At 67.3% G+C, this 13,129-nt stretch carries 13 protein-coding genes; 9 read left to right on the top strand and 4 right to left on the bottom strand.

The window, feature by feature from the left end; translation table 11 throughout:
• Positions 1-26: 26 nt before the first annotated feature.
• The 8 genes from BCO18175_RS32660 to BCO18175_RS32625 all read left to right on the top strand — a co-directional run bounded on the left by BCO18175_RS32660 (position 27) and on the right by BCO18175_RS32625 (position 7,484).
• Complete coding sequence (locus BCO18175_RS32660) at positions 27-839, top strand: SDR family NAD(P)-dependent oxidoreductase (protein ID WP_174987063.1); 813 nt, start codon at positions 27-29, stop codon at positions 837-839.
• 15 nt (positions 840-854) lie between these two features.
• Entirely contained in the window at positions 855-1,892 is a 1,038-nt protein-coding gene (locus BCO18175_RS32655; RefSeq protein ID WP_174987061.1) for a WD40/YVTN/BNR-like repeat-containing protein, read from the top strand.
• A 12-nt stretch (positions 1,893-1,904) separates the two neighbouring features.
• Positions 1,905-2,420 (top strand): VOC family protein, encoded by a 516-nt coding sequence (locus BCO18175_RS32650; RefSeq protein ID WP_174987059.1) that lies wholly within the window; start codon positions 1,905-1,907, stop codon positions 2,418-2,420.
• 50 nt (positions 2,421-2,470) lie between these two features.
• Positions 2,471-3,076, top strand: coding sequence for an amino acid synthesis family protein (locus BCO18175_RS32645; RefSeq protein WP_174987057.1), 606 nt, complete (start codon positions 2,471-2,473; stop codon positions 3,074-3,076).
• 27 nt (positions 3,077-3,103) lie between these two features.
• Positions 3,104-3,982, top strand: a complete 879-nt coding sequence (locus tag BCO18175_RS32640) for an alpha/beta fold hydrolase (protein ID WP_174987055.1) — start codon at positions 3,104-3,106, stop codon at positions 3,980-3,982.
• Between the two features lie 3 nt (positions 3,983-3,985).
• Positions 3,986-5,626 (top strand): bifunctional 3-(3-hydroxy-phenyl)propionate/3-hydroxycinnamic acid hydroxylase, encoded by a 1,641-nt coding sequence (locus tag BCO18175_RS32635; RefSeq protein WP_174987053.1) that lies wholly within the window; start codon positions 3,986-3,988, stop codon positions 5,624-5,626.
• Complete coding sequence (locus BCO18175_RS32630; protein WP_174987051.1) at positions 5,616-5,948, top strand: NIPSNAP family protein; 333 nt, start codon at positions 5,616-5,618, stop codon at positions 5,946-5,948. The genes BCO18175_RS32635 and BCO18175_RS32630 overlap by 11 nt, the downstream gene beginning before the upstream one ends.
• An 84-nt stretch (positions 5,949-6,032) precedes the next feature.
• Positions 6,033-7,484 carry an NAD-dependent succinate-semialdehyde dehydrogenase gene (locus BCO18175_RS32625; protein WP_174987210.1) on the top strand — a complete coding sequence of 484 codons (1,452 nt, stop codon included), beginning with the start codon at positions 6,033-6,035 and terminating at the stop codon, positions 7,482-7,484.
• Positions 7,485-7,538: 54 nt separating this feature from the next.
• Here BCO18175_RS32625 and BCO18175_RS32620 read toward each other — a convergent pair whose 3' ends face one another.
• Positions 7,539-8,267: an IclR family transcriptional regulator gene (locus tag BCO18175_RS32620; RefSeq protein ID WP_174987049.1), complete on the bottom strand. Its 729-nt coding sequence runs from the start codon at positions 8,265-8,267 to the stop codon at positions 7,539-7,541.
• A 302-nt stretch (positions 8,268-8,569) separates the two neighbouring features.
• Between BCO18175_RS32620 and BCO18175_RS32615 the strand changes: the two genes are divergently transcribed.
• Entirely contained in the window at positions 8,570-9,625 is a 1,056-nt protein-coding gene (locus BCO18175_RS32615) for a porin (protein WP_174987047.1), read from the top strand.
• Between the two features lie 63 nt (positions 9,626-9,688).
• Here BCO18175_RS32615 and BCO18175_RS32610 read toward each other — a convergent pair whose 3' ends face one another.
• The 3 genes from BCO18175_RS32610 to BCO18175_RS32600 form a co-directional block, all read right to left on the bottom strand.
• The gene (locus BCO18175_RS32610; protein ID WP_174987045.1) at positions 9,689-10,837 is read right to left on the bottom strand and encodes a porin; all 1,149 of its coding nucleotides are present in this window, start codon (positions 10,835-10,837) and stop codon (positions 9,689-9,691) included.
• Positions 10,838-11,030: 193 nt separating this feature from the next.
• Positions 11,031-11,594, bottom strand: coding sequence for a cytochrome b (locus BCO18175_RS32605; RefSeq protein WP_174987043.1), 564 nt, complete (start codon positions 11,592-11,594; stop codon positions 11,031-11,033).
• 150 nt (positions 11,595-11,744) lie between these two features.
• Positions 11,745-13,109, bottom strand: coding sequence for an aspartate aminotransferase family protein (locus tag BCO18175_RS32600; RefSeq protein ID WP_174987041.1), 1,365 nt, complete (start codon positions 13,107-13,109; stop codon positions 11,745-11,747).
• Positions 13,110-13,129 lie beyond the last annotated feature (20 nt).

Raw genomic sequence — 13,129 nt, 5'->3', positions numbered from 1 at the left:
AATCCCGACTCTCACCTTTCATCGCTATGGATCTGCAACTCCACGGAAAAGCCGCGTTCATCACCGGCGGCAGCATGGGCATCGGCAAGGCCGTCGCGCTCGAACTGGCCCGCGAAGGCGTCAACGTCACCATCGCCGCGCGGCGCATGGAACACCTCGAAGCGGCCGCCGCCGAGATTCGCGCGGAACTCGCGCCGCTGGGCGATACGGCGGGTGCGATCCTGCCCGTCGCGGTGGACACGACCGACATGGGGTCCGTCGAAGCGGCGATGGCCGCGAGCGTCGAGCGCTTCGGCCGGCTCGACATCCTGCTGAACGGCGCCGCGCATCCGGGCGGCCTCGTGCGGGCCGAGCTGGAACACGCCAGCCCGGAGGGGCTGCTCCAGGACATCGACATCAAGGTGGTCGGCTACCTGCGCTGCGCGAAGGCGGCCGCGCCCTACATGCGGCGCAACGGCTTCGGCCGGATCGTCAACATCGGCGGCCTCACGGGCCGCGGCAGCAAGCAGCTGTCCGGCATGCGCAACGTGGCGATCGTGCACCTCACCAAGACGCTGTCCGACCAGCTCGGCCCGTCCGGCATCACGGTCAACACGATTCACCCGGGCGTCGTCGAGACGCCGCACATCCACGAACTCTACGAGAAAGAGGCGCAGAAGCAGGGGCTCACGGCCGCGGAGGTCGAGGCGAACTACGTGAGGGTCACGCCGATCCGGCGCGTGCTTCAGCCGGAAGAAATGGGGTGGATCGTCGCGTTTCTCGCGTCGCCGAAATCCGGCTCGATCACCGGCGAGTCGATCGGCTGCGACGGCGGCCTCACGCGCGGCATTTTTCTCTGACACAAGGAGCATTTCATGACCGCAACCGTACTGGTCGCCACGGCCGGGCAAGGCATCCTGCGCTCGAACGACGACGGCAAGACCTGGCATCGCCTCGGGCTCGCCGAGCCGATCGAATTCGACGGCATCGTGCGCGCGCTCGCGGTGGATCCCGCGACACCATCGCGCGTCTATGCCGGCGCCGATGCGGGGCTGTGCATCAGCGAGGATGGCGGCGCGCACTGGTTTCGTCCCGAGAACCTGCTGAACGGGCAGACGGTCTGGTCCATCGCGATCGATCCGGCGAACCCCGCGGTGCTCTATGCGGGCACCGGCGCACCATCGCGCGCCGCGCTGTACAAGTCGAGCGACGCGGGCCTGACGTGGGAGAGAACGGCGCCCGAGTTCCCCGAGTTCTGCGCGGGCGTCAATCGCCCGCGGTTGCTGACGATCTGCGTGGATCCGGACGACGGCCGCAACGTCTGGTACGGCGTGGAGGAGGGCGGCGCGTGGCGCAGCCGCGATGCCGGCGCGAGCTGGGCGCGCGTGGACGGCCCCGGCACGGCGATCCGCAACAGCGACATTCATGCGATCGCCGTGCTGTCCGCCACGGCGGACCGGGCGAAAACCACGGTGCTGCTGACGGTCAACGCGGTGTACGTGAGCGAGGACGACGGGCAGACCTGGGACGCCAGACAGTCGCGCGACCGCTTCGACGGGCTGTACTACACGCGCACGGTCGTGCAACTGCCGGAGCCGGAAGGCGACCTTCTGATGGCGATCGGCGACGGCACGCCGGGCACCCGCAGCCGCATCTACCGTTCGACCGATCGCGGCTACGCGTGGCATGAGGCGGACCTGCAGACGCCGCCGAATTCCACGTTCTGGGCGTTCGGTGTTCATGCGGCCCGTCCGGCGCTCGTCTATGCGGGCACCAAGTACGGGCACCTGTTCTGTTCGCGCGACGGCGGCCGGAACTGGGCCAAGGAGTGGCGCGATTTCAGCGAGATCACGGCCGTCGCGTGGACGCCGTTCGAAGCGCCGCTCGTCGCCCATGCGCAGTCGATCAATTGAGTGGAGCGAACGATGACACCGTCCGACATCCAGCGGCACGCCGAGCACGCGAACGCGAGCGGACTGCCGCTGCCGACCCCGCGCGTCCAGCGCACCCACCTGTCGTTGTTCGTGCGCGACCCCGTGCGCTCGAGCACCTGGTACGCCGAGGTGCTCGGCATGACGGAAACCGCGCGCGGCGAGCAGTGGGTGTTCATGTCCTTCGGCCAGAAGCACCATGACATCGCGCTGATTCGCGCGGCGTCCGACGCGGAGCTCGGCACGATCGGCCTGCAGCACTACGGGCTCGAAATCGCCGGCGGCCTGACCGAACTGCGTCGCCTGTACGGCATGCTGATTCGCCGCAAGGTGCCGATCGTCAAGATCACCGATCACAAGGTCGGGATCGGCGTGTACTTCACCGACCCGGACGGCAACCGCCTCGAATTCTTCTGCGAAACCGTCACCGACGACGAAGAGGGCAAGCGCGTGCTGCACCGGTACAACGCACCGAGCGACCCCGCGCAGCTCGAGCCGCTGTTCGACTGACGCACCGGTCTTCCATTTCCGCATAACCGACATTGAATAGAGGATTCCTGATGAGCAAGATCGCCAATTTCGAAGGTTTTCATATCCGCAAGTGGTACACGCAGATCGAGGATTCGCTCGCGAACGAATCCGGCCAGCTCGCCGACGGCGAGCCGCTGCGCAAGATCGTGATCGCCGCGGCCGTTCACAACCCGTATGCGGGGCGCTTCAGCGAAAACCTCGACGACCTCGTGCGCCCGTCGCCCGCGCTCGGGAAGGAGTTCGCGCGGCGCATCGAGTCGCTCGCCGCGGGCCGTGCGATCGAGAGCTACGGCAAGGCCTGCCTGGTCGGCTCGGCCGGCGAATACGAACACGGCAACGCGTTCCTGACGTCGATCTTCGCGGAGCCGATCCGTGCGGCGCTGGGCGGCGGGAAGTCGTGGGTGCCGTCGAGCGGCAAGCGCGGCCCGGTCAACACGGTGATCGACGTGCCGCTCGCGCACAAGGATGCGCTCTACGTGCGCTCGCACTACGACACGGTGACGTGCCTGTTCCCCGATGCGCCCAACGACGACGAAGTGCTGGTGATCTTCGCCTTCGCGACGCGCGGCCGCCTGCATGCACGGCTCGGCGGGCTGAAGGCGAGCGAGATCGTCGGCAACGACGGTCTGGTCTGATCGCGGATGCCGGCCGGGGAGGAGATGATGAATACGGCATCCGTCAAGGAGGGGTGGGTCGACAGCGACGGGCTGCGGCTGCGCTACGTGAGCTGGGGGCGTGACGATGCACCAGCCGTGGTGATGCTGCACGGCTTGCGCAGCTACGCGCATACGTGGGAGCCCGTCGCCGACGCGCTGGTCGACCGCTACCGGGTCGTCGCGCTCGATCAGCGCGGGCGCGGGCGCAGCGACTGGGATCCGCGGCGGGACTATTACGCGGCGGCCTACGTGCGCGATCTCGACGCGCTGGTGGGCGCGCTCGACCTGCCGCGGTTCGTGCTGGCCGGGCATTCGATGGGCGGCGCCAATGCGTTCGTCTATGCCGCCGCGAAACCGGAACGGCTCGCCGGTCTCGTGATCGAGGACATGGGGCCGGGCGCGTCGGCCGGTTCGCAGGGTTCGGAGCGCATCAGGCGCGAGCTGAAGGAAACGCCGGCTGCGTTCGCGTCGTGGGACGATGCGCGCGCGTTCTGGCGGCGCCAGCGGCCGAACATCACGGAATCCGCGCTCGATTCGCGCCTTGCGCACTCGCTGAAGGAGGACGAACCCGGGCGGATCGCATGGCGTCACGATGCCGACGGGATCGCGGCGGCGCGGCTGGCCGCCACGCCGGAGCAACTCGTCCACCTGTGGCCGCTGATCCTCAACCTGCACGTGCCGACCCTGCTGTTGCGCGGCGGCGAATCGGATTTCCTGTCCGCGGACGTGGCAGCCGAAATGACGGCCGCCAACGCGGGAATCGAGCGGATCGACATTCCCGGTGCGACGCATTACGTCCATGACGACCAGCCGGCCGCGTTCAATCACGCATTACGACCCTGGCTCGATCGTCTGGACGATCCGGCGTGGCGGGCGGGAGTCTGACGAATGAACCTGAACCATGCGAACCGGACGTCGGTCGCGATCGTCGGCGCGGGGCCGAACGGCGCGGCGATGGCGAACCTGCTCGGACTCTATGGCGTCGAGACGGTGATCATCGAGAAGGCGCCGCAGATCGTCGAGTTTCCGCGCGCGGTCGGCATCGACGACGAGGCGCTGCGGCTGTTCCAGACCGCGGGCCTCGCCGACGAACTGAGCCGCGACATCATCCAGAACGTGCCGCTGCGGATGTTCAAGGCGAACGGCGAATGCTTTGCCGACATCCGCCCGTCGATGCGCGAATTCGGCTGGTGGCGGCGCAACATCTTCATGCAGCAACTGGCCGAGCGAACGCTGCGCGACGGGCTGACACGCTATCCGCACGTGTCGTTGCGGACCGGCGAGGAAGTGGTCGGCCTCGACCAGGACGATGAACGCGTCACGCTGCAGGTGCGCCGCGCCGACGGGCAGCACTACGCGCTCGAGGCCGACTACGTGGTGGCGGCCGACGGCGGCCGCAGCCCGATGCGCGAGTGGCTGGGCGTCAAGCTGGCCGGCACCACCCATCCGATGAAGTGGGTCGTGGTCGACGTGAAGAACGCCGGGCTCGACCAGCCGTGCACCGCGCTGAACTGCGACCCGCGCCGCCCGAACGTCTGCATCTACCTGCCGTTCAATTTCCGGCGCTGGGAGTTTCTCGTGTTCCCGCACGAGGACGAAGAGGCGATCGCGAAACCGGAATCGATACGCGCGCTGATCGCGCCGTACGTCGACGACGTCGACCGCCTCGAGATCGTGCGTGCCAGGACCTACACGCACCATTCGCGCGTGGCCGAACGGTTCGTCGTCGGCCGCGTGGCGCTCATCGGCGATGCGGCGCACCTGACGCCGCCATGGATCGGGCAGGGCCTGAACGCGGGGTTGCGCGACGTGGGCAATCTCGCGTGGAAACTGGCGGGCGTCGTCAAAGGCGCGTTGCATCCCGGCGTGATCCACACGTACGAATCGGAGCGGCGCGATCACGCGAAGGCGATGATCGACCTCGCGGACACGTTCGGCGCGATGCTGATGCCGACCAGCCGGCTCGTCGCATTCCTGCGCGATCGTTTCCTCGGGCTCGCACGGTTTGCGCCGGGCCTGAAGGACTACATCCTGCAGATGCGCTTCAAGCCGATGCCGAGCTATACGCGAGGTGTCGTGCTGCCGGAAGCCCCGGAAGCCCCGGACACCGCGGTCGGCAGGATGATCGCGCAGCCCGACGTCGAGACGGCCGACGGCGTGTGCCGCAAGCTCGACGACGTGCTGGGCCCGTGGTTCTCGATCGTCGGCTGGCAATGCGATCCGCAGGCCTGCCTGAGCGACGAGGATCGGGCGTACTGGGCGGCGCTGGGTGCGACGTTCATTCAGGTCAATCGTTCGCGCAGCGGCACCGGCCGCGCGGGGCGGCTGGCCAGCGGCTACGGCAGCACGTGCGTCGAAGACGTCGACAACGCACTGGCTGCCTGGTTCGACAGGCATGCGGGCCCGCTCGTGGTGGTGCGCCCCGATCGCTACGTGGCCGCGCAGACGGATGCCGTGGGGATGGCCGGCGTGACGGCAGCCTTTCAGGCGTTCGCGCCGCGACAACGGGAGGTAGCCGATGTTTGTTGAGCAACGCACCTACACGCTGGTGCCGGGCGGCGTCGCCGAATATCTGCGGCTGTACGCGGAAGGCGGGCGTGCGGCGCAGGAGCAGGCGCTCGGCACGATGGTCGGCTGCTTTGCGACCGAAGTCGGGCCGCTGAACCAGCTCGTCTATCTGTGGGCGTTCGATTCGCTGGACGATCGTGCGCGGCGGCGTGCCGTGCTGATGGCCGATCCCGAGTTCAGGACGTTTCGCGGCAAGGTCCGGCATCTGCTCGTCAGGCAGGAAAACCAGATTCTCCGGCAGGAAATCGGCGGCCTGCTGCGTGCGCCGAACCCGGCCGCGTGATGCGATCTTCGCAGCGTCCGCGCCCATCGTGCAGTCTCTACCGAGGTATCCGTCTTGATTCCGTTTACACCGCTGACGTCGCACATGACGCCTGACGCGCCACGCGATTACGCTCCGCTCCATCTGTATGTCGATGGCCGGTTCCTGCAGGCTGACGGCCGGCGCACGCAGCCCGTTCTCGATCCGGGAACCGGCCGCGTGCTCGGCGAACTGCCGCATGCGACACCCGGCGATATCGACGCCGCGGTGCACGCCGCGCATCGCGCATTCGCGGCGTGGCGGCGCGAGTCGCCGCTCGTGCGCTCGGACATCCTGCGCCGTGCCGCCGCGCTCGTGCGAGAGCGCGCCGAAGCGATTGGCCGGCACATCACGATGGACCAGGGCAAGCCGCTTCGCGAGGCGATCGCCGAGGTCGTGTCGTCCGCCGAACAGCTCGAATGGCATGCGGAGGAGGGGCGCCGCACCTACGGCCGCGTCGTGCCGTCGCGTTCGCCCGACGTCGCGCAGACGGTATTGCGGGAACCGATCGGCGTGTGCGCGGCGTTCTCGCCGTGGAATTTCCCGTTCAGCCAGGCCATGCACAAGATAGCGGCCGCGCTCGCGTCCGGGTGCACGCTGGTGCTGAAAGGGCCCGAGGAATCGCCGAGCGCGATCGTCGCGCTCGCGCGCATCTTTCACGATGCCGGATTGCCCCCGGGGTGCCTGAACATCGTCTGGGGCGTACCGGGCGACGTGTCGAAGCAGCTGATCGAGTCGCCGCTGGTGCGGAAGATTTCGTTCACCGGCTCGGTGCCGGTCGGCAAGCAACTGGCCGCGCTTGCCGCGTCGCACATGAAGCGCATGACAATGGAACTGGGCGGGCATGCGCCGGTGCTCGTCTGCGGGGATGCGGACATCGAGCGCGCCGCGCCGATGCTTGCCGCGTACAAGTTTCGCAATGCCGGGCAGGTCTGCGTGTCGCCGACCCGGTTTTTCGTGCAACGCCCGGTGTTCGACCGGTTCGTCGCCGCGTATCTCGATGCGGTCGGCAAGATTCGCGTCGGCTACGGGCTGGAAGAGGCGACTACGATGGGGCCGCTCGCGCATGCGCGACGCGTATCCGAGATCGACGCATTCGTCGCCGACGCCAGGGCGAAAGGGGCGGAGATTGCCGCGGGCGGAACGGTCCTGCCGGGGCCGGGGCACTATTTCGCACCGACGGTCGTGCTGGGCCCGGCGCGCGACACGCGCCTGATGAACGAGGAGCCGTTCGGGCCGATCGTCGGGATCGTGCCGTTCGACGCGCTCGACGATGCGCTCGCCGAGGCCAACCGTTTGCCGTTCGGTCTCGCGTCGTATGCGTTCACCGAATCGGCGCGCAACGCGCACCGGATCAGCCGCTCGCTCGAAGCCGGTATGGTCAACATCAATCACTTCGGGATGGGGCCGGCGGAGATCCCGTTCGGCGGCGTGAAGGACAGCGGCTTCGGCAGCGAGGGCGGAACGGAGACGTTCGACGGTTACCTGGTCACCAAATTCATCACGCAGATGAATTGACCACGTGCACGTCGGCCTTCACGCATCGCATCGTATGCGACGGCGCGCGAATCGTCAGGTGGCGTCGCCGATCTGGGCGGTGGCGTCGATCAGGAGCTTGCCGAGCACGTGCTCGTCGAATAGCGCGAAGTGTTCGGCGCGAAAGACCAGCGACAGGCTGCTGTTGATCTCGCCGCTGCTGGCGGTGCGGATCGGCGCGGCGATGCCGACGAATCCTGCGTCGAGTTCGCCGCGCGAGATCCAGTATCCCGCGTCGGTGATCTGCTGGCAGGCGCGCCAGAACTGCGTCCAGTCGGCCGCGAACTCGCCGAGCTCGTCGTTGTGTCGTTCGTGCAGGCGCTTCAGGCGCGCACGCGACATCGCGGCCACGATCACTTTCGACGACGCACCCAGGAACAGCGGCATGATGCGGCCGCGGCCGAATCCCAGCTGCAGGTTCTCCGCGCCGGTTTCATGCATGACGTTGATGATCTGCTCGTCGAACAGCGTCGACACGAGCGCATCGCCGCCGGTGACCTGAACCAGCTTCTGGATGACGGGCTTCGCGGCGGTGAGCGTCGGGTCCGACTGCCGCATGTTGTAGTCGAGATGGATGATGCGCGGGCCCAGCGTATAGCGCCCGTTGCTGCCGACGAGCAGGCCGACGGAGGCCAGTTCCTTCACGTAGCGGTAGCACGTGGTGCGCGAAAAGCCCATGTGTTCGGCGATCTCCTCGGCCGTCATCGACGTCGCGGACGAAGAGAAGACGTCGAGGATGGACAGCATTTTGGTGAGGCTCGACATGACGTGATCCGGGATTCAGGCGGCTTGCGGCAATGAAACGGGAAGGACGAACGCGGTTCGCGCGGCCGGGCTGCGGCACCGCGGACGACAGGGTCGTAGTCTAACTTAAGTCGCGCAGGCGGTAACCGGAGCCGCGCCGGCGAATCTCCGGGAGGCGGGCCGGCCGCGATGCAGCGGATCGATGCACCGTCTATTGATACGGATTCCTATTTTAATCGGGAAAATCATGACGGATCGATGTCGTTGCCGTGCCGGCCGGTTCACGGGCGCATCGACCGGGAAAATTCGATGAGGAGAAGAAGATGAAAGCGTGGTTCCGGATGGTGGCATTGTGCGGTTGCGGTGCGGCTGCACCGGCGTTCGCCCAGTCGAGCGTGACGCTCTACGGTTCGCTGGACACGGGCGTGACCTATACGAGCGACGTGGCGTCTGCCGCGCGTGGCGGGCGCCAGCTCGCGTTGCAGGCGGGCGTGTCGCGCAACGACGTGTGGGGCCTGACGGGCAGGGAGGATCTCGGCGGCGCCAATTTCGCCGTGTTCCGGCTCGAAAGCCAGTTCCAGACGTCGGACGGTACGCTGACCGTGCCGGGTTCCGCGTTCAGTTCGCAAGCGTACGTCGGGCTCGGCGGCGACTGGGGCACCGTGACGCTCGGGCGCCAGTTCGATTTCGTCGGCGATCTCATGCCGTCCTTCGCGATCGGCGCGAACACGCCGGCCGGCCTGCTCGCGTGGGGGTTGCCGGCGAATGCGTCGACAGGCGGTGCACTCGACAACCGCGTGTGGGGCGTCCAGGTGAACAATGCGGTGAAGTACGTGAGTCCGACGTTCGGCGGTATCGCGTTCGGCGGCATGTGGGGCTTCGGCAACGTGCCCGGCTCGGTCGCGCGCAGCAGCGTGCAGAGCGCGATGCTGTCCTACACGCAGGGCGCGTTCAGCGCCGCGCTCGCGTATTTCGGCCAGCACGACGTCACCGCCGGCGGCAATCTGCGCAACTTCTCGGGCGGGGCCGGCTACAACTTCGACCGGTTTCGCGTCTTCGGCATGGTGTCGGACGTGCGGATCGGCGCTGCGGCACCGCTGCGGGCAACCACCTACGACGCCGGGCTGACCTGGTCGGTCACGCCGTCGTTGCAGCTGGGCGGCGGTTTCCAGTTCCAGCAGCGCGGCGGCGACGTCGGCTCGGCCAATCAGGTCACGCTGAGTGCCGACTATTCGCTGTCGAAGCGTACCGGCCTGTACGCGGTGCTCGCACGCGGGCACGACAGCGCTTACGGTGCCCAGGTCGAGGCCGCGCTCGGCGGCGCGGCGGCCGGCTCGACGCAGACCGCGGTGCGCGTCGGCTTGCGGCATCAGTTCTGACCGCACGGGACAGCACGGGCTGCCGCATACCTGATGCGCGAGCCCGTGCGTCAACCGCCGCGTTCAGAACCGATGCATCATCCCGACGCGCAAGGCCAGCTGATTGCGGCCCGACGACTGCCCGGCGGTGCCGAGCACGTGCGCGTAGTCGAAATCCGTGCCGGTGTGGCCGGTTGCGTGCTGGTATGCGCCCTGGATGTACGTCGAGGTCCGCTTGCTGAGGTCGTAGTCGAGCATCATCGACAACTGGTGCCAGCTCGGTGATGCATCGCCCGCCGCCGTCGTGACATGGGCGTGCGTATAGGTGTACGCCGCGCCGAGCCAGACGTCCGGCCGGAAGAAATACTGGCCGTTGACCTCGAAGTTGTCGAATTTCCACGCGTGCTGCGAGCTCGCCGCCGGCTGGTTCGCGAAGTAGAGATTCGACTCGGGGTTGGTCACGTCGACGTGCGAATACGCGGCGGACAGCGTCAGCTTGTCGCTGAACTTGTACGACGCGCCGGCATCGATGTTCTGCTGCGAGCGGCCGCTGAAGACCGTATCGTCGCTCGACAACGCGCCGCCCGCGGTCGCGCCGCCGTTGTTGGCCCTCAGGTACGCGACGGCAGCGGAGAACGCGCCCATCTGATATTGCGCCGCGGCACTGTAGACCCGGTTCCGGGCGAAGCCGCCCGCCTGGTTCGAGAGCCCGTAGAGCACTTCGCCCTTGAAGCCGGCGTACGCGGGCGACACGTACTTGACGCTGTTCTGGATGCGGTAGTCCCAGTCGGCATTGTCGTTGTCGTACGGGTGGGCGCCGAAATCGCCGAGCCAGTTGCCGGTGGCCGTGAACGGGCTCCACATGTCGAGCGTGGGATCGTACTGGCGGCCGAGCGTGAGCGTGCCGAACCGGTCGGAATCGAGCCCGACGTACGCCTGCCTGCCGAACATCCGCGACGTCACGCCGAGCGCCCCGGTGCTCGCGTTGAAGCCGTTCTCGAGCTGGAAGAGCGCCCTCAGCCCGCCGCCGAGATCTTCCGTGCCTTTCAGCCCCCAGTTGCTGCCAACGGTGTCGCCGCTCACCATCTGGTAAGCCTTGCTGCCGCCCGCGTTGCCCGTGAAATTGATGCCTTCGTCGATCAGGCCATAGAGCGTCACGGTGCTTTGCGCATGGGCAGTGAGGCCGAATCCCATGGCGCCGGCGGTCGAAACGACCGCAATCATCCTCTTCATTGTCGATCTCCAGGTGAGTGCCGGTAGGGCGATGCGATACCGTTCCCGATGGCGTGCCGGTGCGCCGGACGCTCGGGGTGGTCCGCTTATAATTAGTAAAACGAAATGACCGGATAAAAATGGACCGGGCGCCACGATCGGGCGGCCCGGGTGCCGAACGTTGCCGGGATTCCGGCAACGGGTCGGAGCGGTGTTACAGCATGCGCCGCAGTACGTCGTTTTCGCGGTTCGAGTCGAGGAACCGGTGTTTCAGCGCGGCGAGAATATGCAGCACGACGAGCACGAGCAGCGTGTAGGCCAGTGTCCGGTGCAGCCACTGGAATGCCTCGAACCAGTGGTCGTTCTTCGGCAGCAGCTCCGGTACGCGGAAGAAGAAAAACGGCACGCCGTCGCTCTGCGTATACGTGCTGGACATCGAATAGCCCATCAGCGGCACGATGATCGCAAGCGCATACAGCAGGGTGTGCGCGATCTTGGCGAGCTTGCGGTCCAGCTTCGGCAGGCTCGACGGCAGCGGCGGCAGCGGCTTCATCGACCGGATCGCCAGTTGCGTCAGGACCACCAGCAGCGTGAGCACGCCGAACTCCTTGTGCGTCGGGTAGTACCAGTCGAACTTGGCCGGCAGGTTGTCGTCGAGCCGGACCATCGTCCATCCGGTCCAGAGCTGCGCACCGATCAGGATCGCCCTGACCCAGTGCAGCAGCCGCAGCACGAGCGGATATTTCTCGACCGTGAATGCAATGGCCTGGTTTTCCATTTGGTTAGTCTTCCTTGAAAGCGAAATTGCGACGGGCGGGACGCCGATCGTCGACGTCGATGCCCCGCGGCGATCTTCGTCGAGCCCGTGCCGGATGGCGATGCGCACGAACCTTCGACGAAAGATCCGTACGCCCGGCTGGCGGTGCGATCAGGCGATCGATCGCGAATCCGCGCAGCACTCCTGCAGCGCCTCGCGCAACGTCACCGCGATGAAGTCGGCCTCGTCCTGCTGCAGCGTCAACGGCGGCGACATCACGACCTTGTTGGCGATCGCCCGGACCAGGACCCCGCGCCGGCGCGCGGCATCGGCCACGCGTGCCGCGAACCCCTTGCCCGGATCGAGCGGCGTGCGGCTGGCCTTGTCGGTGACGAGATCGAGCGCCAGCATCAGCCCCTTGCCACGGACGTCGCCGACGGTCTCGAAGTCGGCCTTCAGCGGCAGCAGTTGCTCGAGCAGGCGCTGGCCGACCCGTGCCGCGTTACCCGGCAGATCCTCGGCCTCGACGATGTCGAGCACCGCGAGCGATGCGGCGCACGCGAGCGGATGCCCGCTGTACGTATAGCCGTGCATGATCACGTGGGAGAAGCCCGCGCCGTGTTCGATCGCCTGCGCGATGCGCCCGTTGTACAGCGTCGCGCCGAGCGGGACGTAGCCGGCGGAAATGCCCTTGGCGACACACAGGATATCGGCGGCGACACCCCATCCGCGGCTGCCGAGCAGGCTGCCGGTGCGGCCGAAGCCGGTGACCACCTCGTCGGCGATCAGCAGGATGCCGTGGCGGTCGCACACGGCGCGCACGCGCGCCCAGTAGTCGGCGGGCGGGACGATCAGGCCTCCCGCGCCCTGTACAGGCTCCGCGACGAACGCGGCGATGGTCTGCGGGCCATGGAACGCGATCGTTTCCTCGAGCTGCCGGATGCAATGCTCGACGAGTTGCTGCGGATCGTCGCAGTTCCACGGGTTGCGATAGAGCCACGGCGTGTCGAGCAGCACGCAGCCGGGCAGCAGCGGGCCGTGATTGTAGTGGTAGACGCCGTTGCCGCCGAGCGACGTGCCGCCGACGTGCACGCCGTGGTAGCCGTTGCGCAGCGACAGGAATTTCGTGCGCGACGGCTCGCCCGCGGCGACCCAGTACTGGCGTGCCATCTTGAGCGCCGTCTCGATCGCGTCGGAGCCGCCGCTGCCGAACATCACCCGCTGCATGTCTTCCTGCGCGAACATCGCGCACAGGCGGTCGGCGAGGTCGTACACGCGCGGATGGGCGACGCCGTCGAAGGTCTGGTAGTAGGACAGCTCGTCCATCTGGCGAGCGATCGCGGCCTTCACTTCCGGCCGGTTGTGGCCGACGTTGACGTTCCAGAGTCCGCCGACGCCGTCGAGCATGCGGTGGCCCTCGACGTCGTATACGTAGTTGCCGTCGCCGCGCTCGATGATCACGGTGGGGGTCGTGTGCCCGGCGGCTGCCGAGCTCATCGGGTGCCAGAATCGCTTTTGTCGCTTTTGGTAGTCCATGGTCTTTCTCTCGTGAAGTG

The sequence above is a fragment of the Burkholderia lata genome, from assembly GCF_902499335.1.
Classification (GTDB): Bacteria; Pseudomonadota; Gammaproteobacteria; order Burkholderiales; family Burkholderiaceae; genus Burkholderia; species Burkholderia lata_B.
This window is presented reverse-complemented; position numbering and strand designations above follow the sequence as displayed.